General features: G+C 71.0%; 16 protein-coding genes. 4 read left to right on the top strand and 12 right to left on the bottom strand.

The annotated features are described in order from the left end of the window. Positions 1-85: 85 nt before the first annotated feature. Positions 86-565, top strand: coding sequence for a hypothetical protein (locus tag SJY14_RS00295; protein WP_071255542.1), 480 nt, complete (start codon positions 86-88; stop codon positions 563-565). 64 nt (positions 566-629) lie between these two features. On the opposite strand, the gene SJY14_RS00300 is transcribed toward SJY14_RS00295, so the two are convergent. From SJY14_RS00300 to dnaK, 5 genes are all read right to left on the bottom strand, one after another. Next, positions 630-1,742 carry a class I SAM-dependent methyltransferase gene (locus SJY14_RS00300; RefSeq protein ID WP_396600235.1) on the bottom strand — a complete coding sequence of 371 codons (1,113 nt, stop codon included), beginning with the start codon at positions 1,740-1,742 and terminating at the stop codon, positions 630-632. A gap of 128 nt (positions 1,743-1,870) precedes the next feature. After that, the gene (locus SJY14_RS00305) at positions 1,871-2,278 is read right to left on the bottom strand and encodes a heat shock protein transcriptional repressor HspR (RefSeq protein WP_043597756.1); all 408 of its coding nucleotides are present in this window, start codon (positions 2,276-2,278) and stop codon (positions 1,871-1,873) included. 92 nt (positions 2,279-2,370) lie between these two features. Continuing rightward, entirely contained in the window at positions 2,371-3,366 is a 996-nt protein-coding gene (locus SJY14_RS00310; protein ID WP_071255546.1) for a DnaJ C-terminal domain-containing protein, read from the bottom strand. A 158-nt stretch (positions 3,367-3,524) separates the two neighbouring features. Continuing rightward, on the bottom strand, positions 3,525-4,184 hold the full coding sequence (locus SJY14_RS00315; protein WP_396599431.1) for a nucleotide exchange factor GrpE: 660 nt from the start codon (positions 4,182-4,184) through the stop codon (positions 3,525-3,527). An 11-nt stretch (positions 4,185-4,195) separates the two neighbouring features. Continuing rightward, positions 4,196-6,076: a molecular chaperone DnaK gene (dnaK, locus tag SJY14_RS00320; protein WP_071255547.1), complete on the bottom strand. Its 1,881-nt coding sequence runs from the start codon at positions 6,074-6,076 to the stop codon at positions 4,196-4,198. A 213-nt stretch (positions 6,077-6,289) separates the two neighbouring features. Between dnaK and SJY14_RS00325 the strand changes: the two genes are divergently transcribed. Continuing rightward, positions 6,290-7,672 (top strand): MFS transporter, encoded by a 1,383-nt coding sequence (locus SJY14_RS00325; protein WP_396599432.1) that lies wholly within the window; start codon positions 6,290-6,292, stop codon positions 7,670-7,672. A 35-nt stretch (positions 7,673-7,707) separates the two neighbouring features. Here SJY14_RS00325 and SJY14_RS00330 read toward each other — a convergent pair whose 3' ends face one another. Beyond that, a complete protein-coding gene (locus SJY14_RS00330) occupies positions 7,708-8,652 on the bottom strand; it encodes an LCP family protein (RefSeq protein WP_396599433.1) in 945 nt (314 codons plus the stop codon). 299 nt (positions 8,653-8,951) lie between these two features. On the opposite strand from SJY14_RS00330, the gene SJY14_RS00335 reads away from it, so the two are divergent. Next, positions 8,952-10,280: a GNAT family N-acetyltransferase gene (locus SJY14_RS00335; protein ID WP_396599434.1), complete on the top strand. Its 1,329-nt coding sequence runs from the start codon at positions 8,952-8,954 to the stop codon at positions 10,278-10,280. A gap of 161 nt (positions 10,281-10,441) precedes the next feature. On the opposite strand, the gene SJY14_RS00340 is transcribed toward SJY14_RS00335, so the two are convergent. The 5 genes from SJY14_RS00340 to SJY14_RS00360 are packed head-to-tail and all read right to left on the bottom strand — an operon-like array spanning position 10,442 to position 17,025. After that, positions 10,442-11,623, bottom strand: a complete 1,182-nt coding sequence (locus tag SJY14_RS00340; protein WP_071255554.1) for a glycoside hydrolase family 1 protein — start codon at positions 11,621-11,623, stop codon at positions 10,442-10,444. A 35-nt stretch (positions 11,624-11,658) separates the two neighbouring features. Beyond that, positions 11,659-13,413, bottom strand: a complete 1,755-nt coding sequence (locus SJY14_RS00345; protein ID WP_396599435.1) for an ABC transporter ATP-binding protein — start codon at positions 13,411-13,413, stop codon at positions 11,659-11,661. Further along, the gene (locus SJY14_RS00350) at positions 13,410-14,363 is read right to left on the bottom strand and encodes an ABC transporter permease (RefSeq protein WP_396599436.1); all 954 of its coding nucleotides are present in this window, start codon (positions 14,361-14,363) and stop codon (positions 13,410-13,412) included. Before SJY14_RS00350 ends, SJY14_RS00345 begins: the two co-directional genes overlap by 4 nt. After that, complete coding sequence (locus SJY14_RS00355; protein WP_071255557.1) at positions 14,360-15,340, bottom strand: ABC transporter permease; 981 nt, start codon at positions 15,338-15,340, stop codon at positions 14,360-14,362. The genes SJY14_RS00350 and SJY14_RS00355 overlap by 4 nt, the downstream gene beginning before the upstream one ends. After that, positions 15,337-17,025, bottom strand: a complete 1,689-nt coding sequence (locus tag SJY14_RS00360; RefSeq protein ID WP_396599437.1) for an ABC transporter substrate-binding protein — start codon at positions 17,023-17,025, stop codon at positions 15,337-15,339. Before SJY14_RS00360 ends, SJY14_RS00355 begins: the two co-directional genes overlap by 4 nt. A gap of 278 nt (positions 17,026-17,303) precedes the next feature. Here SJY14_RS00360 and SJY14_RS00365 point away from each other — a divergent pair, with 278 nt between their 5' ends. Further along, a complete protein-coding gene (locus SJY14_RS00365) occupies positions 17,304-18,668 on the top strand; it encodes a globin domain-containing protein (RefSeq protein WP_396599438.1) in 1,365 nt (454 codons plus the stop codon). 38 nt (positions 18,669-18,706) lie between these two features. Here the strand turns inward: SJY14_RS00365 and SJY14_RS00370 are convergent, their stop codons facing one another. Next, a complete protein-coding gene (locus tag SJY14_RS00370; RefSeq protein WP_396599439.1) occupies positions 18,707-19,876 on the bottom strand; it encodes a LacI family DNA-binding transcriptional regulator in 1,170 nt (389 codons plus the stop codon). Positions 19,877-20,003 lie beyond the last annotated feature (127 nt).

Raw genomic sequence — 20,003 nt, forward strand, 5'->3', positions numbered from 1 at the left:
CGTGTGGCACATTACAATGACGAGCGTTAGTGTTACTCTCGTGACCGTACACGCCCCGCCGGTGAGGTGCGGGCATACTGGCCCGATGATCTCCGTCGACCTCGCCCGACGCCTGAGCGCCGCCGGCCTCCGCTGGCACCCCGCTGCAGGTGACCGGTTCGTCATCGAGCAGGGCGACTTCGACACGGCCGAGGTCTTCACCGTCAGCGACATGACGGTCGAGGCGCACGAGTACCCCACGGGCACGGTGCTCGGTTTCAACGGCACCACCGAGTGGGCGCTCGACTCGGTCGGGGTCGACGAGACCCTGTGGCTCCCTCGGGAAGACCAGTTGCGCGACCTGCTCGGCAGGTCGTTCGTCTCGTTGACGCGTGTGGCCGGGACGGACGGAGACGCCGACGGCTCCCTCGGCGGGACCACCGAGAGCGTCGTCTTCGAGGTCCGTACGCGGGCCCCGGGTGCCGACGTCGAGGCATCGACGCAGACGCACGCCGCGAGCCTGCCGGACGACGCCTACGCGCTCGCCCTCCTGGCGTACATCGAGTCGTCGCTGCGTCTCGACTGACCCGTCACCGTCGGGTCGGAGTCCTCACCGTCGGATCGGAGTCCTCACCGTCGGGCAGGAGTCCTCACCGTCGGGTCGAGACCGTCACCGTGAACCGGGCGTCGCGGGACACCTGCCGGGTCGGGCCGATGATGCGCTGCAGAGCCGGGCGATAACCGAGGGGCGAGTTCCAGACGCACCACAGCTCGCCTCCGGGCCGGAGTACCCGGGCGGCCGCGTCGAACAGCTTGTACGCGATGCCGGCGTGGACGGTCGCACCGACGTGGAACGGCGGGTTGAGCAGCACCAGGTCGGCGGAGCCCGCGGGCAGTGAGGCGCCTGCGTCGTCGCGCCGCACCTCCATCCGGTCGGCGACGCCGTTCGCCTCGGCGGTCGCGACGGCCGACGCGACCGCGGCCGCGGACTGGTCGGTGGCCACGAGGCGCGCCCGGGGGTGGGCCCGTGCGTACGTCACGCCGAGGACGCCGGTGCCGCAGCCGAGGTCGACGACGTGGTCGGCCCGCGGGTCCTCGACGGCCAAGGCCTCGAGCAGGGCCCGGGTGCCGATGTCGATCGACGCCCCGGCGAACGCCGCCCCGTGCGCCACGACCACGAGGTCGTCGTGCCGCTCCGACCGGGGCCACGACGGCCCCGAACGGGTCAGCGGTGCCGACGCGGTGAGCACCCGGGACTTCTGACGCGCGAGCCCGGCCTGCACCTCGCCGAAGTGGCGCCGCAGGACGTCGTTCATGGCCACGGCCATGTGCTTGACCCGCCCACCCGCGAAGAGGCGGACGTCGGGATCGGCGTGAGCGGCCACGAGCTCGGCGATCTCGTCGAGGGCGTCGAGCCCCCGAGGCAGCTGGAGCAGGACCACCCGGGCGCCGGCGAGCAGGCTCGCGTCGAGCGGACCGGAGACCCAGGCCGACGGAGCTTCGGGCCGACCGGGGGTGGGCGTCGACAGGCCTAGCCGTGCGGCGTTCGCGACCAGGGCGAGCTCGCCCGACCGTGCGTCCTGGTGCACCCGCACGGGACCCACGAGGTGATCGGACCCTCCGCCGACGGGCTCGAGCATCGAGACGGCCCCGAGGGTCAGGGCACCGTAGCGGTCGCCGATCACGGTGACGTGCCCGGGGTGGGCGACCAGCGCCTCCTCGGCGGTGTCGAGCAGCAGCCGGTCGGTCGCGTCGTGGGCCATGAGTTCGGGTGCCTCGACGTCGGGCCATCGGCGGAGCTGCGCGAAGTCGATCACGGAGACACGCTAGCGGTGCCGGTCGAGGGGGCGCGCCATCTCGACGACGTGAGAGCGGACGGGAAGGGCCGCCGTCAGCGCAGGGGCCGCCAGACGACCACCGAGGTCTGCCGCGACGGGCGCGTTCCGTGCCGCAACGGCACGACGCCGCTCTCACCCGCGGCGAAGACCCGGGCCCCGGGCCGGTTGACCATCTCGTCGGCCAACGCTCGTTCGAGCTCGCGCACGCGGGACTGCAGGGCGGTGACCTGGTTCTCGAGCTCGAGGATGCGCTTGATCCCCTCGAGCGAGATGCCCTCGCCGCCGAGTCGCGCGATCTCGCGGAGCTGCACGACGTCGCGCATCGAGTAGCGGCGCGACTTGCCGGCCGTGCGTTGCGGCACGACGAGCCCGAGCCGGTCGTACTGCCGGAGGGTCTGTGCGTGCAGGCCCGAGAGCTCGGCGGCGGTCGCGATGGCGAACAGAGGCGAGTGCTCGTCCATCGGCCACTGGGTGGGGTCGGGTCGGTCCATCTCGTCTCCTGTCTCGTCGCTCGGGACCTGCCGCCGAGGAGGCGCGGGTCGGGTGGGTCTCGTCAGGCCCGCGCCCGGGCGATGAGGTCGTCGCGGGGATTCTCGGAGGGCAGGGCGGCCGCCAGGGCCTCGACGGCCTCTCGCGCCTTGTCGTTGAGATGGGCGGGCACCGCGACCTGGACGGTGGCGAGCAGGTCGCCGACGCCGTCCTTCGCGTGCACGCCGCGCCCCTTGACGCGCAGCACGCGGCCCGAGGGCGTGCCCGGCGCGACGCGCAGTCGCACGGGGTCGCCGCCCAGGGTGGGCACCTCGATGGTGGCACCGAGGGTCGCCTCGGCGAACGTGACCGGCACGTCGAGCCGCAGGTTCTTGCCGTCGAGCTCGAACACGGGGTGCTTGCGGACGGCGACGGTCAGCACCATGTCGCCGGCCTCGCCGCCGTCGGGGCTCTGCTCGCCCCGGCCGCGCAGCTTGATCTTCTGCCCGTCGTGCACGCCGGCCGGGATGCGGACCTTCATCGGCTTGCCGTTCGACGCCTGCAGCGTGATGGTCTCGCCGACGATGGCGGTCTGGAAGTCGAGGGTCGTCGTGGCCGTCATGTCGCGGCCCTTCTGCGGACCGCCGAAGCCGCGGTAGCCGCCGCTGGTCTGACCGAAGCCGCCACCGCCGAACATTCCGCCGAAGATGTCGTCGAAGCCGCCGCCGCCGCCCTGGCGGAACTGCGTGCGCTGGCCGCCCTGGTTGAACATGCCGCCGAAGACGTCCTCGAAGCCGCCACCCGCGCCTCCGGGGCCACCGCTGCCGGCCGCGAACCGGGCGCCGCCGCCCATGGCACGCACCTGGTCGTACTCGCGACGCTGCTCGGGGTCGGAGAGCACCGAGTTGGCCTCGCTGATCTCTTTGAACTTCGCCTCGCTCGCGGCGTCGCCCGGGTTGCTGTCGGGGTGGTACTTGCGCGCCAGCTTGCGGTAGACCTTCTTCAGCTCGGCGGGCGTGACGTCTTTGGAGACACCGAGGACGGCGTAGAAGTCCTTGTCGAACCAGTCCTGACTCGCCATGCGGCACCTCCTTCCTTGACTGGAGGTCGCTGCCTGGCAGCGACCGGAAGAGAACGGGGGAGGCGGTGGGCACCTCGTCGAGGAGCCCACCGCCGGTCGCGACTCGCGTCGCAAGGGGGTGGTGACGGGCCGCCTCGAGGCCGCCCGTCACCGGGGTGTCACTGCGGGGTGTGCACCGCGACCTTGGCGGCGCGGATGACCCGGTCGCCGATCGTGTAGCCCGGCTCGATCACGTCGGCCACGGTGTTGACCGTGACGTCGGCGCTCGGCAACTGGACCAGTGCGTCGTGCTTGCTGGGGTCGAAGACGTCGCCCTTCGCGCCGATCTGCGTGAGGCCGAACTTGTCGAGCCCCCCACGGATCTTCTGCGCGATGACGGTCATCGGGCCCTCGGCGAGGTCGCCGTGCTGCTCGGCACGGGCGAGGTCGTCGAGCGCCGGCAGCAGCGAGCGGACGACCTCGGCGACCACGGCCTCGCGGTTGGCTTCACGGTCACGCTCGACGCGCCTCCGGAAGTTCACCAGCTCGGCCTGGGCCCGCAGCATGTCCTGTCGCATGTCGGCCACGAGGTCGGCACTGGCCGCGTCGAGGATCGCCTCGTCGTCGGCGCTCAGCGTCTCGGTGCCCTCGGGAGCCTCGGCCATCGACTCGGCGGCGGCCTTGGCTCCGGCCGGGGCCTCGGCGTCGGCCGGGACCTCGACGTCGGGGGCCTCGGCGTCGACGAGCTCGTCGGGCTCGACCACGTCGGGCGTGCCGCCGTCTTCGGACGGGGTCGCGGGACGCGGCTCGTCGTCGGGCGTCTTGTTGTCGTCAGTCATGCCGACCGCCTCTACTTCTTGTCGTTGTCGTCGTCGTCCACGACCTCGGCGTCGACGATGTCCTCGTCGTCACCCTGGGCCTGGCCGTCGGCGGGAGCACCATCGGGGCCTGCGGCTCCGGCAGCACCGGCCTGGTCGGCCTGGCTCTGCGAGTAGATCGCCTGGCCGAGCTTCTGCTGGCTCTCGTTGAGCTTGTCGAAGGCGGGCTTGACGGCGGACTCGTCGTCGCCGGCGAGGGCCGACTTGAGCGAGTCGACGTCGGCCTGCACCTCGGACTTGACGTCCGCGGGCAGCTTCTCGTCGTTCTCCTTGATCAACTTCTCGATCGAGTAGACGAGCTGCTCGGCCGAGTTGCGGGTCTCGTTGGCCTCGCGACGTGCCTTGTCTTCGGCGGCGTTCTCTTCGGCCTCGCGGACCATGCGCTCGATGTCGTCCTTCGACAGCGACGAGCCGCCCGAGATGACCATCGACTGCTCGGCGCCGGTGCCCTTGTCCTTCGCGGACACGTGCACGATGCCGTTGGCGTCGATGTCGAAGGTGACCTCGATCTGCGGGACGCCGCGGGGGGCCGGGGCGATGCCGGTCAGCTCGAAGGTGCCGAGGTTCTTGTTGTCGCGGGTGAACTCGCGCTCGCCCTGGAAGACCTGGATCGCGACGGACGGCTGGTTGTCGTCGGCCGTGGTGAAGGTCTCGCTGCGCTTAGTCGGGATGGCCGTGTTGCGCTCGATGAGCTTGGTCATCGCGCCACCCTTGGTCTCGATGCCGAGGCTGAGCGGGGTGACGTCGATGAGCAGGACGTCCTTGCGCTCGCCCTTCAGCACGCCGGCCTGCAGGGCGGCGCCCACGGCCACGACCTCGTCGGGGTTGACGCCCTTGTTGGGCTCCTGACCACCGGTGAGCTGTTTGACGACCTCAGTGACGGCCGGCATGCGGGTCGAGCCACCGACGAGCACGACGTGGGCGATGTCGCCCACCTTCACGCCCGCCTCTTTGATGACGTCGTTGAACGGCTTCTTGGTGCGGTCTAGCAGGTCGCTCGTCCACTGCTCGAACTGCGAGCGCGAGATGGTCTCGTCGAGGTTGAGCGGGCCGTCGGCCGTCAGCGTGAGGTAGGGCAGCTGGATGCTGGTCGAAGTGCTCGACGACAGCTCTTTCTTGGCCTGCTCGGCAGCCTCTTTGAGGCGCTGCTTCGCGATCTTGTCGGTCGACAGGTCGACGCCGTGGGCGTCCTTGAACTTCTTGATCAGGTGCTCGACGATGCGGTTGTCCCAGTCGTCGCCACCGAGGCGGTTGTCACCCGAGGTGCTGCGCACCTGGATGGTCGAGAAGTCTTCGTCTTTGCCGACTTCGAGCAGCGAGACGTCGAACGTTCCGCCACCGAGGTCGAAGACCAGGATGAGCTCGTCTTCTTTGCCCTTGTCGAGGCCGTAGGCCAGGGCGGCCGCGGTCGGCTCGTTGATGATGCGCAGGACGTTGAGACCCGCGATCTCGCCGGCCTCTTTGGTGGCCTGGCGCTCGGAGTCGTTGAAGTACGCGGGGACGGTCACGACGGCGTCGGTGACCTCTTCGCCCAGGTACTGCTCGGCGTCGCGCTTGAGCTTGCCGAGGATGCGCGCACTGATCTCTTGCGGGGTGTACTTCTTGTCGTCGATCTCGACCTTCCAGTCGGTGCCGACGTGGCGCTTGACCGACGCGATGGTGCGGTCGACGTTGGTGACGGCCTGGCGCTTGGCGGTCTCGCCGACCAGCACCTCGCCGTCCTTCGTGAAGGCGACGACCGAGGGGGTCGTGCGCAGACCCTCGGCGTTCGCGATGACGGTGGGCTCGCCACCCTCGAGGACGCTGACGACCGAGTTGGTGGTACCGAGGTCGATTCCTACTGCACGTGCCATGTGCTTTTCTCCTTCGTGGTGCGGTGTGACGAAAGCCTTGGGGGCCGGCCTTGAGTCGGCCTGGCTCAACTTTACTCACGCTGCCGCCGACGTCAAGCTGTGAACCTGAAAGTTGAGCCAGAATGACTCAACTCTCGAACGGGGGTCACCGCGATCGACGCGGACGAGGAGGCGCGACCCCGTCGGCCACGGACGCCCACTAGGTTGACCCCCATGACCGCAGCGCAGACGCTCGCCGACAGCACCCCGATCCCGCGCCGCCGCGTGGTCTCGTGGGCCCTCTGGGACTGGGGCTCGGCCGCCTTCAACGCCGTCGTCACCTCGTTCGTCTTCAGCACCTACCTGGCGAGCGGCGCGTTCGTCGACCCGGCGATCGTCGCGGCAGCCGGAGACGACACCCGCAACCCGGCCCTCGTGCTGGCGAAGGCCGAGAACGCGACGGTCATCTCGACGGCCCTGACGATCGCGGGCGTGCTGATCGCGCTCCTCGCACCCGTGCTCGGCCAGCGCAGCGACGGCTCGGGTCGACGCAAGCTCTGGCTCGCGATGAACACCGGCCTCGTCGTGCTCGCCATGGCCGCGATGGTGCTCGTGGCCCCCGTGCCCGGTTACCTGGTCTTCGGTGCCGCACTGCTCGCCGCCGGCAACATCTTCTTCGAGTTCGCGAGCGTGAACTACAACGCGATGCTCGTGCAGGTCTCGACGCCGCGGACCATCGGCAAGGTGTCGGGCTTCGGTTGGGGCCTCGGCTACGTCGGCGGCATCGTCCTGCTGCTCCTGCTGCTCATCGCCTTCTTGCAGAGCTTCGGCGTCGAGGGACGCGGCGGCCTGTTCGGCGTCGCCACGGGAACGGCCGGAGGCGCCTGGGACGTCCGCCTGTCGATCGTCGTCGCCGCGGTGTGGTTCGCCGTCTTCGCGGTGCCGGTCCTGCTGTCGGTGCCCGAGCCGCCCGCCACCGCCGCGCGGGCCCGGGTGGGCTTGTGGCGCTCGTACCGCCTCCTGGGTTCCACGATCGCCAAGCTGTGGCGCAGCAACCGGCAGGTGCTGCTGTTCCTCGTGGCCAGTGCCGTCTTCCGCGACGGCCTCGCCGCCGTGTTCACCTTCGGGGCGATCATCGCCGCGCAGGTGTTCGGCTTCTCGCCGAGCATGGTCATCTACTTCGCCGTCGGGGCGAACCTCGTCGCCGGCATCGGCACGTTCGTCGGCGGCTGGCTGGACGACCGACTCGGGGCCAAGACGATCATCGTCGGGTCGCTGGTGGGGCTCGTCGTCGCCGCCTTCGCGGTGCTCGCCATCGGGACCGCGACGAACCTCTTCTGGGTATTCGGGCTGGCCCTCGCCCTCTTCGTCGGGCCGATCCAGTCGGCCAGCCGATCGTTCCTGGCCCGCGTGACCCCGCCCGGGCGCGAGGGTGAGATCTTCGGGCTCTACGCGACGACCGGTCGCGCCGTGAGCTTCTTGGCACCGGGCCTGTTCACCCTGTTCGTCTCGGTGACCGGCGACACGCGTTTCGGCATCGTCGGCATCGCCCTCGTGCTGCTGGCCGGCCTGGTGCTGATGCTGCCGGTCAAGGCGGTGCAACGCACCATCGACTGAGCCGGGAACCTTCCGACGACCGGGCCCGACCGCGATCAACCGACCGGGACGCCGCGTGTCTGGTCGAGGTAGTCCCCGACCGTGTCGTCGTGAAGGGCCTGACGCAGGGCGTAGAGCCGATCGACGTCGAACGCCACGTACGACTGCCCGTCGGCGGACGTGCCGCCGCCCGCCGTGGCCATCGTGAACGCGTGCAGACCGGAGGGCCTCAGCTCACGAGCACTCCACGCGATCCCCGCCATGCGAGTGGGGGTCAGGCCGGGGTCGACCGCGACGTGGTCGGCCGTCGCGGCGACGAACGACGAGACCGCCGCGGGATCGGTGAGGGTCCGGCGATCCAGCAGACCGTCGACGAGACCCCGGACGAAGGCCTGTTGGTTGCGCACCCGCTGGTGATCGGCCTCGGCGAAGGACTTCCGCTCGCGGACGAAGTCGAGGGCCTGCTCGCCGTCGAGGTGGTTGGGGCCCGCGACGAAGTCGTGGCCCCCCGCCCGGAACGCACGCTCGGAGACCACGTCCACACCACCGAGAGCGTCGGTCATGCCCTCGAACCCGGTGAAGTCGACCTCGGCCACGTGGTCGATGCGGGTCTGCAACAGCTGCTCGACCGTCTGCACCGTCAGCGGGACCCCTCCCCAGCTGTAGGCGGCGTTGATCTTGGCCATCCCGTGGCCCGGCACGTCGACCCACGTGTCACGCATGATCGACATGACGTACACGTCACGTCGGTCGGCCGGCAGGTGGACCAGCATCATCGAGTCCGATCGCCCCGAGGCCCCGGCCTGCCGGGTGTCGGAGCCCAGCAGGAGGACGTCGAGAGCGCCGTCGTCGACCGCAGCCGGCCGGTCGGCCTCGTCGGGGAAGGCGGCCCGGATCGTGCTCGCCCCGTCGTCCCAGGTGCGGGCGAGGTGGCCGAGGTACCCGGCTCCGACGCCGATCACGAGGGCCGGCAGGCCCACGAAGACCACCAGGGCCGCCACGAGGGTGACGACGGCCGGCCGTCGGCCTCGCCGCCGCGGACGCCTCGACCGGTGGACCGTCGGGCGCGGGACGTCTCGTGCCAGTCCACGGCTCGATCTCGTCGGCCCGTCGAGCCCCAATCGGGTGAGGGCGTCCCCCGCGGGCAGGTCGGGCTCGGGTGGTCGCTGTTCCGGATTCATCCTCACATGATATTTCACATCTGCCACGGCAGCAAGGTCTCCCGAGGAGGGCCCGCGGCCCGCGCAGGTTCCGACTGAGGGACGACGACAACGTCGGTGGCGGTCCGTAGGCTGGTCCGGTGAGCACCCTCGACGACGACTACGACCTCCGCACGTTCGCGGCCGCGCTCGACCCCGAGGCGCCGGGCGACGCACCGCGGGCCGATGCCGCGACCGCCGCCTGGGTCGCCGCCGAGTCCCAGGGCTTCCACGAAGCCTCCGCGGACGACGCGGCCCTCGGCCGGGCCGCCCGCCGCCTCGCCACCGACGGCCGCCGTCTCACCGGCGTGTACCGCCGCGAGGCGAACCCCGGCTCACTCGACGCCGAGGGCCGCCCGGTCGGCACCTTCGCCTCGTTCGACAAGACCCTGCACGTCGGCGGCGGCCGCCTGATCGAGGCCGACCTCGTCGCCGGCGTGACCGTGCAGCCGACCCACCGACGCAAGGGCATCCTCCGCCGCATGATGACCGACGACCTCGCCCGCGCCAAGGCCGCCGGCACCCCGGTCGCCGCGCTCACTGCGAGCGAGGCGTCGATCTACCGGCGCTTCGGGTTCGGCGTGGGCGTCCGCGAACGCACGATCGAGGTCGACGTGCGACGTGCGGGCGGTCTGCTGAGCGAACCCGAGGGCAGTTCCGAACTCGTCACCACGGCCTCGCTCGCCGAGGTCGCCCCCGACGTCTTCGCCCGGTTCCACGTCCGCAGCCCGGGATCGATCGATCGCCACGAGGGCGCGTGGAACCACGCCCTCGGCCGCGAGCGAGCCGACGGCACGCCCGACCCGACCGTCCGAGCCGCCGTGCACCGCGACGCGACCGGCACCGTCGACGGCTACGTGACCTACCGGGTCGAGTCGACCGGTGGCGGCCCGGGCTCCACCGGCACGCAGACCCTCGTCGTCGTCGACCTCGTGGCCGCGACCGACGACGCCTACCTCGGCCTCTGGCAGCTGCTGCTCGCGGTCGACCTGGTCCAGGCCGTCCGCTACTCGAACGCCCCGCAACACGACCCGCTGCCCCATGCACTGGTGGACGGTCGCGCCCTGACGATCAGCCACGACGAGGACCACGTGTGGTTCCGCATCCTCGACCCCGTCGCCGCCCTGCAGGCACGCCCCTGGGCCGCCGACGGCGTCGTCACGATCGCCATCGGCGACTCCCTGGGCCACGCGGCCGGCACGTACCGCGTCACGAGCGAGGCGGGCGGGGCCACGGTCAAGAAGGCCGCCGTGCGTCGCGCCGACCTCGAACTCGACGTCGCGACGCTCGGCTCGCTCTGGCTCGGAGGTTTCGACCCGGTCACGCTGGCCGCCGCGGGCCTCGTCCGCGAGCGCCGCAAGGGGGCCGTGCAGAAACTCCGCGCGATGTCGCTGCCCGACCGCCCGCTGCACAGCATCACCTACTTCTAGGCACGGCATCGGCCCCGGGGCCGAGACGCGGGAGGCGCGGGCCACCCGACCCGCGCCTCCTGCGGGCCTGCGCCCGCCGCACCCGGTCGAGCTGTCACGACCAACCGGTCACGGTCGAACGTGAGCGGCCGGTCGTGACAGCTCGGCTGAGCCGGGGGGAGCTACGCCCGCGCCAGCCCGTTCGCCCGGGCGACCCCGCCGTACCACCGGGCGCTCGGCTTGGGCGTGCGCTCGAAGGTCTCGCGGTCCCACCCGATCAGGCCGAACGTGGGGCGGAAGCCGCTGGCCCACTCGTAGTTGTCGAGGGCGCTCCAGTGCTGGTAGCCGAGCACCTCGATGCCTTCGTCGATGGTGTCGTGGATGTGCTCGAGCGCGCCCTGCGTGTAGGCGATGCGTCGGGTGTCGTCGGCGGTCGCGATGCCGTTCTCGGTGACCATGACGGGCACGTGGCCCGACAGCTCCCACGCGCTGCGGATGCCCTCGGCGGCGGCCGGCGGGTAGAACTCCCACCCGGTCAGCGTCGTCTCGAGCCCCTCGGCGACCGGGCGCGGCCCCTCGGGCCCGACGAAGGTCTGCGTGTAGGCCTGCACGCCGACGAAGTCGTCGCCGGCCGCCATCTCGCTGTACCAGTCGTCACGGACGTAGCCGTACTCGCGGGTCTTCTCGGCGGCACCGGGCTCGTCCAGGGCCTTGAACGCCTGGGTCGCGACGGTCCAGCCCGACTTGACCTGCGGCAACTGCGAGAGCACCTCGCGGCTGCGCTTGTGGGAGGCGAGCAGCGCGTCGGCGACCTCGAGGTCGGGGTTCGGCAGGCCGTAGGCGACGAGGTTCGAGGCGTCCTCTCCCCCGGCCAGCATGGCGGCGATGTTCGGCTCGTTGATGGTGCACACGTACCGGACGCCCTCCGCGACGACCGGCAACGCGAGCTCGGTGTAGCGCGCGAACAGGTCGGCGGCGTCGGGCGCGCGCCAGAAGCCGTCGCGCTCGAACCAGCGCGGCACGGTGAAGTGCATCAGCGTGACGATCGGCTCGATGCCGAACTCGTGGCAGGTCTCGACCATGCGGCGGTAGTGCGCGATCTGGGCCTTACTCACCATGCCGCGCTCGGGCTCGATGCGGGCCCACTCGATGCTGAACCGGTAGCTGTTCAGGCCGAGCTCGGCGAGCAGCCGGATGTCGTCGCGGAACCTGTTGTAGCTGTCGGCCGCGTCACCGCTCGGTTCGACGATGGTCGTGCCGGGGGCGTTCTCGTGCACCCACCAGTTGCTGTTGACGTTGTTGCCCTCGATCTGGTGGGCGGCGGTGGCGGCTCCCCACAGGAAGCCGTCGGGGAAGGTCAGCACAGGGTGGTTCCTTTCGGGTGGAGCGAGAGGGGATGTCAGGAGGCGCGGTGCGTGCGGCGCGGGTTCGGCACCGCGTCGAGCAGCTTCACCGTGTACGGGTCGGTCGGACGCTGCAGCACCTCGGCCGTGTGCCCCCGTTCGACCACGGCTCCCTGGTTGAGCACCATGATGTCGTCGGTGATCAGCCGGGCACTGAGCAGGTCGTGGGTGATGTAGAGCATCGAGACGCCCCACTGCTCGCGGAGGTCCTCGAGCAGCGCGAGCACGCCGGCCCGCAGCGAGACGTCGAGCATCGAGACGGGCTCGTCGGCGATGATCACCTGCGGGTCGCTCGCGAGCGCCCGGGCGATCACGACGCGCTGCCGCTGGCCACCCGACAGCTGGTGCGGCAGCTTGGCCGCGAACTGCTCGACCGGCGTCAGACCGACCGTCTCGAGCAGCTCGAGCACCCGGCGCCGCGCCTCCTGACCGGTCAGGCCGGTGTAGTTCACGACGGGGCGCGTGAGCGTGTACTCGACCGTGTGCAGCGGGTTGAGCGCGGCGTAGGGGTCCTGGAAGACCATCTGCACGTCGCTGCGGAAGCTGCGGAGGGCGCGGCCGCGCAACCTCGTGACGTCGGTGTCGCCGAACGTGACGCTGCCGCTCGTCGGCTTCTCGACGCCCGTGACGAGCTTGGCGATCGTGCTCTTGCCCGAGCCGCTCTGCCCGACGAGGGCGAGCGACTGTCCCGGTTCGAGCGTGAACGACACGTCGCGGACGGCCCGTACGGGGTCGTCCCCGCGACGAGGAGGCGCGTAGGTCTTGGTCACGCCGCTCACGGTGATCGCGTGCTGCGCCGTGCGCTGTCCGCGCGTGGCCACGGTCGGCACCGAGGTCGTGGTGTCGACGCGGCGGTCACCCCGGGCCCGGCGGACCGATCGGTCCTCGAAGCCGGGCAGCGAGACGACCTCGGCGCGCGGGTCGGCGTAGTGCGACAGCAGCATGCGCGTGTAGTCGTCCTGCGGGTCGGCGAGCACGTCGGCCGAGCGGCCGTCCTCGACGATGCGGCCCTCGTGCATCACGAGCACACGCTGCGCCGACTCGAGCACGATGCCGAGGTCGTGGCTGATCAGCACGGCCGTGAAGCCCTCGCTCTGCTGCAGCGAGATGATCGTGTCCATCACCGCGTGCTGCACAAGCACGTCGAGCGCGGTGGTCGGCTCGTCGAAGACCATCAGCTGCGGCTCGAGCGACAGGGCGAGGGCGATCGAGACGCGTTGGCGCATACCGCCGGACAGCTCGCCGGGGAACCGCGCGAGGACGCTCGGGTCGAGCTCGACCTTGGCGACCAGCTCGGCGGCACGGGCGTGCCAGCGGTCGCGCGGCACGTGGCCGTGGGCCTTGAACACGTCGACGAAGTGGTTGCGGATCGTGCGCACCGGGTTCAGCGCGTTCATGCCCGACTGCAGCACCATCGCGAAGCCGCCCTGCCGCTGCTGACGCAGGGCCTCGATGTCGAGGTCGCGGACGTCGGCGCCGTCGAACCAGATGCTGCCGCCGTTGGTGCGCGCCGGCGGCTTCTGCAGCCGGGTCAGCGCGTAGCCGAGCGTCGACTTGCCCGAGCCGGACTCGCCGACCAGGCCGACGAACTCGCCCCGCTTCAGCCGGAACGACACGTGGTCGACGGCCTGCACGGGCTCGGCGCCGGCGCTCTCGTAGACGACGCTGAGGTCGCGGACGTCGAGCAACACGTCGTCGGAGGACGAGGGCGAGGAGGCGGTGGGCTGGTCGGTGAGATCCGTGGCGGTCACTTGCGCGCCTCCTTCTTCTGCTTCGCACCTTCGCGAAGTCGCGGGTTGCCGACGGCGTCGACGCCGAAGTTGATCAAGGTCAGGCTCATCGCCAGCAGGGCGATGCAGAGGCCGGGCGCGAAGAGCAGGATCCACTGGCCGGTGAGCAGGGCGTTCGAATTCTGCGCCCAGTAGAGGATCGTGCCCCAGCTGACGATCGACGAGTCGCCGAGCCCCAGGAACTCGAGGCCGGCCTCGGCGAGGATCGCACTGGTCGCGGCGCCGAAGAACGAGCCGGTGATCAGCGAGGTCATGTTGGGCAGGATCTCGCGGAACACGATGCGCCCCGCGCTCTCGCCCGAGAAGCGTGCCGCCGTGACGAAGTCGCGTGAACGCAGCGACTGCGTCTGGCTGCGCAGCACGCGCGCACCCCAGGCCCAGCCGGTGATGACGATCACCGCGAGGATCACGGTGATGCCGCCGTTCTGCAGGTAGGCCGCGATGACGATCATCAGGGGCAGACCCGGGATCACGAGGAACAGGTTCACGACGAAGCCGACGACGTCGCCGCCGAAGCCCTTCATGTAGCCCCAGCTCAGCCCGATCGCGACGGCGACCAGCGTCGACAGCACGCCGGCGACGACGCCGACGAAGACGCTGATGCGGGCGCCGTAGATCAGCTGGCTCAGGACGTCCTCGCCGGCCGCCGTGGTGCCCATCCAGTGGGCCCAGCTCGCGTCGGCGTTGCGCTCGAAGCCGTTCTCGCTGCCGCCGTAGGGGGCGAGCAGCGGGGCGAAGATCGCGACGAGCACGAACAGGCCGAAGATGACGACGCCGATCTTCGCCTTGGGGTTCGACCAGATGGTCGCGGCCATGCGGCCGATGGTGAGCCAGCGACTGGGCGCCTTCTGCTCGGCGGGGCCGGTGGGAGGCGCGCCCTCGGGCAGGTGGACGGACACGGTGGAGGTCATCGGCGGGTCCTTGGGTCGAGCACGCCGTACAAGATGTCGACGAGGAAGTTGGCGACGAGCACGCTGACCGTGATCATCAGGAAGAGGGCCTGCATCAGCGGGTAGTCCTGGCCGATGACGGCGTTGAATAGCAGGTACCCGATGCCGGGGTAGCCGAACACCTGCTCGACGAGGATCGAGCCGCCGACCACGCCACCGAGGGCGAGGCCGAAGCCGGTCAGGTTCGGCAGGATGGCGTTGCGGGCGGCGTAGCGAACGGCGACCGTACGACCCTTCAGGCCGTTGGCCTCGGCGAAGGTGACGTAGTCGTCACCCAGCGTCGAGATCATCGCGTTGCGCATGCCGAGGATCCAGCCGCCGAGGCTCGTCAGCAGGATCGTGATGGCCGGGAGCACCGCGTGCTGCAGCGCGTCGCCGACGAAGGCCGGCGTGAACCCGGGCGTCGTCGTCGCGCCGTAGGCCCCCGTGGTGGGGAACCAGTGCAGCACGTAGCCCAGGAAGAACAGCAGCAGCAGGGCCGTCCAGAAGTACGGGAACGTGCTCATGAAGCTGCCCGACAGGGTGGGCAGCGAATCGAGCCAGGTGCCGCGCTTCCACGCCGCGGCGACACCGATCAGGGTGCCGAGCACGAAGGCGATGACCGTGCAGACGCCGACGAGGATCAGCGTGAACGGCAGGGCCTGGCCGACCAGGTGGCCGACCGTCTCGGGGAAGAACGTGTAGCTGGTGCCGAAGTCGAGACGCACCACCTGACCGAGGTAGCTGACGTACTGCTGCAGCACGTTGCCGTCCGGCACCCCGAGCTGGGCCTCGATGGCGGCACGGGTCGCCGCGCTGACCGGACCGTTCAGCGACAGCTTCGCGATCGCGGCGTCGGTCGGGCTGCCGGGCATCAGCCGCGGCAGGATGAAGTTCAGGGTGACCGCGGCCCACAGGGTGAGCACGAACAGGCCGAGTTTCTGGGCTGCGTACTTCACTGGTCGCCCTCTTTCTGGTCGACGCGCTTGAGCTTCGTGAAGATCAGCAGCGGTGCCTGGTCGTAGTTCTGCGGTGCCATGTACGGGTTCTCGGCGGTGGGCCATCCGGTGAACTTCGAGTCGTTGAACAGACCCCAGAGCCCGCCGTAGTAGAGGCCGATCACGGGCAGCTGGTCGTAGACGACGTTCTGCAGCTGGTACGCGTACTGCTTCTGCTGCTCGGGGTCGGTCGTGGCCTTCCAGTCGTCGAGCAGCTGGTCGACCGCCGGGTCGCTGAACCGCTCGAAGTTGGCCGCCGTGGTCTCACCGACCGGGGTCGCGAAGTCGCTGTTGAGCAGGTTGTTGTAGGCCTGGTAGACGTTGCCGTTGCCCATGCCGCCCATCGCCATGTCGAACTCGCCGTTCGCGATGGCCGACTGGTAGCCGGCCGGCTGGGGAGCCTGGATCTGCACGTCGATGCCGATCGCGCCCAACTGGCTCCGCACCTCCTGCACGGCCCGCAGCCAGTCGGTGTAGCCGTTGGCGGTGAGGATCGTGATCTTCAGCTGCTTGCCGTCGGGGCCGACCAACTCGTCGCCCTGCTGCGTGTAGCCCGACTCGGCGAAGGCCGCGAGGGCGCCGTCGACGTCCTGCTCGAGGATGCCGGCGTTCGGGATCGACGGGTCGAGGTCGTCCTGCTGGTTGGGCAGGATGAGCCCGGTCTGACCGGCCGGCTCGAGGTACCCCTCGGTGGCCGACTCGGCGATCGGACCGCGGTCGAGCGCCAGCGCGATGCCGCGCCGCACGTTCACGTCGTCGAACGGCGCCTTGGTGAGGTTCGGCACGAGGCCGATCACGCCTCCCGGCGGGAACCAGAACTGGTTGTCGGGGCTGGCGGCGCCCCAGGTGCCCTCGACGTCGCTGATGAACGAGTACGACCAGTCGTAGCCGCGCGTGACGGTGTCGAGCTGGTTGTTCGTCGCGGGCAGGATCAGGTGCCCGATCTCGATCTTGTCGGCCTGCCAGTAGGTCTCGTTCTTGTCCATCGAGTACTGCTGCGGCGAGTAGTTGCCGAGCGTGAACGGTCCGGTGCCGACCGGGTCGGGGTTGCGGAAGGTCGTGGGGTCGTCGACGTCCTTCCACAGGTGCTCGGGCACGATCGTCGTCTGGCCGATGATCTCCATCGCGGGCACGTCGTCGGTCTGCAGGTGGAAGACCACGTGGTCGCCCTGCTGCTCGATCGTGTCGATGTGCTGCCAGGCGCCCTTGAGGTCGAGCGACGGGTTCGCCTTGATCAGGTCGAACGTGTAGACCACGTCGGCCGGGGTCATCGGCGTGCCGTCGGACCACTCAACGCCGTCGCGGATCGTCATGTCGATCGTGCGCGCGTCGGGCAGGACGGTCTCGCTCGCGAGCCAGGGGGTGATCTCGCCGTCGAGCGGGTTGATCTCGAGCAGGGGCTCGTAGATCCAGGTCGAGGCGGTGCGCTTGTTCGTGAGGAACGGGTTGAAGTTGCGCTCGAACTGCGGGTTGCCCTTGTCGGCGTTGATCAGCATCGTGTCGGCCCCGATGCTGGGGTCCGGCTGGCTGCGGATCTGGATGCTGCAGCCGGTGGCCACGAGCACGGCGGCCGTGGCCGCTGCCAGGGCCGCGAGCGTGCGGAAGCGTCGGCGCGGGTGTCGCCGAGGGGGTGTCGCGTGCGTCATCGCCACGTTCTCTCATTCGTCGTCGAGGTGAGCTGGGCCCACTGTAAGCGCATACATCGTGTGTGCGCAAGCAGCGGGGCTCGGCGAGACGGCACGACGTGCCGCTCAGGTCCTGACGTGAGCGGCACGTCATGACGTCTCGGGGTCGCGAGCCCCCGGGGACGAGGAGGCGCGAGGTCGTTCGACGCCGAGCCAACCGTCAGGGGACGCCCGGGCCCGCACGCCAGAATCGGCGTCGGGTGCCGGTCGCGGCGCCCCGGCCGACCGGAGGGACCCGCATGGCCAGCACGACGCAGCTGCGAGCACTCCGCGCCTCGCTGCCCGTGGTCGCCGAGCGGGCGCACGACATCGCCGACGACTTCTACCGTCGCCTGTTCGCCACGCGACCCGACCTGCTGCGCGACCAGTTCAACCGGGGCGACCTCGCGCAGGGGCGGCAGCAGCGTGAGCTCGCCCGCACGATCGTGGCGCTCGCGCAGGCCGTCCTCGACGCGGCCCCGGGGTCGACGCGAGGCGAGGGGGCCGACCGGCACCGCGCCTCCTCGGGGGGCCGACCGTCCGGCGGGGACGCCGCCCGCCAGGCCGGGGCGCCGACCCTCGCGCCGGCGACTCCCGGCGAGATCGTCTCGCGGTTGGCCCAGCGGCACGCGGCGCTCGGCGTCAACCGCGACGAGTACGACCTGTTCGAGCGGCACCTCGGCGAAGCGTTCGCGGTCGCCCTCGGCCCGGACTTCACAGCCGAGGTCGCCGACGCCTGGGCGGCCGTCTACCGTCAGGCCCGCGACGAGATGGTGGCGACGGTCGAGGCGATCTACCGGCAGGCCGACCTCGAGCCGGGTGACGAGTGGCGCGAGGCCCTCGTCACCGAGCTCCGCGTCGAGGCCGAGGACGTGGTCGCGATCACCCTGGTCTCGGCCGACAGCGAAGCGCTGCCCCGGTACCGCGCCGGCCAGTTCGCGTCGGTGCAGGTGCGGCTGGCCGACGGGGCCCGGCAGATCCGGCAGTACAGCCTGCGCGGCGGTCACGACGAGCAATGGCGCATCAGCGCACGGTTGCTGCTCGGTGAACCGCCCGCGCCCGACGGTGAGGTGTCGTCGCACCTGATGGGCGAGCTGCGGGTCGGCGACGTGGTGAGCGTCTCGCCCCCGATCGGGTCGCTCACGATCGACGACCTCGACGACGCCCCCCTGTTGTTCGTCTCGGCGGGCATCGGCTGCACGCCTGTGCTCGGCATGCTCGACCACCTGGCCCGCACGGAGCCCGACCGCGTCGTGACGGCGCTGCACTTCGAGCGCACGCCCGAACGGCACGCACACCGCGTCGAACTCGAGGCGCTGGTCGCGTCGATGCCGAACGCGACGCTGCGGGTCAGCTACACGCAGGGGTCGCTGTCGGCGCTCAGCGCGCTGGCCGAGGCGTCGATCGACGGGCCGGGCGTCTACCTCGACCCGATCGACCTGGCCCGGGTCGACCTGACCGCGTCGCACCGGGTGTTCCTGTGCGGACCGGTGCCGTTCATGGCGATCGCCCGGGCTGCCCTGATCGGCCACGGGGTCGACGCCGAGCGCGTGCACTACTTCGTCTTCGGGCCGGACGACGGCAGCGTCACCGGCGCCGACACCGGGCAGGGCGGGCTCGGGTAGGGCCGGGGCCGGGGCCGGCCGGCGAGGAGGCTCGGGCTTCAGAGCGCGGGACAGCTCTCGCGCAGCAGCACCTCGACCGGCAGGGTGACCCGCTGCGGGGGCGCACCCGGGTCGGTCAGTCGTCGCACGACCGTGCGGACGGCGATGCGGCCGAGCTCACCCATCGGCTGGCGCACCGTCGTGAGCCGGGGCCGGGAGAACCGGCCGGCGTCGATGCCGTCGAACCCCGTCACGAGCACACGACCGGGCACGTCGACGCCCTGCTCACCGAACACGTCGAGGACGCCGAGCGCCGACTGGTCGTTCGCGCAGAGGACGGCCCGGGGCAGGTCGCCGGCCTCGAGCAGGGCCGCAGCGGCGCGACGACCGCCGGCGCGGGAGAACTCGCCCGGCTCGACCCGGACCGTGACGCGCGCCCCGGCGGCGCGGTGCGCCTCGACGGCCCGGTCGAAACCGGCGTGACGGTCGAGTTCGTCGGGCGAGTCGGACGGTCCGGCGACGTAGGCGACGTCGCGCACGCCCCGCGTTCCTACCACGAAGTCCGTCAGGGCGTGCATGCCGGCGACGTTGTCGACGCCGACGTGGTCGAGGTCGTCACCCGGCCTCGAGTCGGCGAGCACGACGACGGGGATGCGTCGCGAGACGTGCGCGAGCAGGTCGCCCGGCACCGTCTGGGCCAGCACCGCGAGCCCGTCGACCCGGCCCGCGATGTCGTTGACCATCACCTCGCGGCTCGACCCCCGGCCGGCCGCGACCATGAGGGCGAATCCGCGTCGCCAGGCCTCGACCTCGGCGCCGCGCAGCACCTCGTCGAAGTAGAGGTTCGCCGGGTTCGACCCGTGGTCGGATGCAGGAGGCGCGGTGGGGGTCGTCGCACCGCGGTCCGGCTCGACGACGGCCGGCGCCTCCGCCCGCTCGCGGTCGTCGATCAGCGGGATGCGCGACGCATCCGACACCCGGGCCCAGTCGGGTTCGGGGCCGTCGATGCCGTCGTGGCCCGGCAGGAAGAGCCCGAGCACGCCCGTGCGTCGCCCGGCGAGGCCGCGGGCCGCGCCGCTCGGCACGTAGCCGAGGGCACGCACCGACTCGAGCACCCGGCTGCGGGTCTCGGGGCGCACGTCGTCGGGACGGCGCAGCACCCTCGACACCGTCGCGATCGACACGTCGGCGTGGGCGGCCACGTCGTACACGGTCGGGGCCTTGGTCACGAGTGGTCCTCCAGGCGGGCGGCGGCGGGTCGCGGACCATCCTAGGTCGGTCGGTGCCCGAGGCCGGGCCGCGCCTCCCGTGCTCGTCGGCCGTCGGCGCCGGTGCGTGCAGTCGGCGACCGCACGA

It is taken from the genome of Frigoribacterium sp. R86507 (genome assembly GCF_044597695.1).
Taxonomy (GTDB): domain Bacteria; phylum Actinomycetota; class Actinomycetes; order Actinomycetales; family Microbacteriaceae; genus Frigoribacterium.

Excerpts from the sequence above, each read along its gene's own strand:
- SJY14_RS00360 (WP_396599437.1), bottom strand. The coding sequence starts at position 17,025 with ATGACGCACGCGACACCCCCTCGGCGACACCCGCGCCGACGCTTCCGC.
- SJY14_RS00305 (WP_043597756.1), bottom strand. The coding sequence starts at position 2,278 with ATGGACGAGCACTCGCCTCTGTTCGCCATCGCGACCGCCGCCGAGCTC.
- SJY14_RS00350 (WP_396599436.1), bottom strand. The coding sequence starts at position 14,363 with ATGACCTCCACCGTGTCCGTCCACCTGCCCGAGGGCGCGCCTCCCACC.
- SJY14_RS00300 (WP_396600235.1), bottom strand. The coding sequence starts at position 1,742 with ATGGCCCACGACGCGACCGACCGGCTGCTGCTCGACACCGCCGAGGAG.
- SJY14_RS00295 (WP_071255542.1), top strand. The coding sequence starts at position 86 with ATGATCTCCGTCGACCTCGCCCGACGCCTGAGCGCCGCCGGCCTCCGC.
- SJY14_RS00325 (WP_396599432.1), top strand. The coding sequence starts at position 6,290 with ATGACCGCAGCGCAGACGCTCGCCGACAGCACCCCGATCCCGCGCCGC.
- SJY14_RS00310 (WP_071255546.1), bottom strand. The coding sequence starts at position 3,366 with ATGGCGAGTCAGGACTGGTTCGACAAGGACTTCTACGCCGTCCTCGGT.
- dnaK (WP_071255547.1), bottom strand. The coding sequence starts at position 6,076 with ATGGCACGTGCAGTAGGAATCGACCTCGGTACCACCAACTCGGTCGTC.
- SJY14_RS00365 (WP_396599438.1), top strand. The coding sequence starts at position 17,304 with ATGGCCAGCACGACGCAGCTGCGAGCACTCCGCGCCTCGCTGCCCGTG.
- SJY14_RS00315 (WP_396599431.1), bottom strand. The coding sequence starts at position 4,184 with ATGACTGACGACAACAAGACGCCCGACGACGAGCCGCGTCCCGCGACC.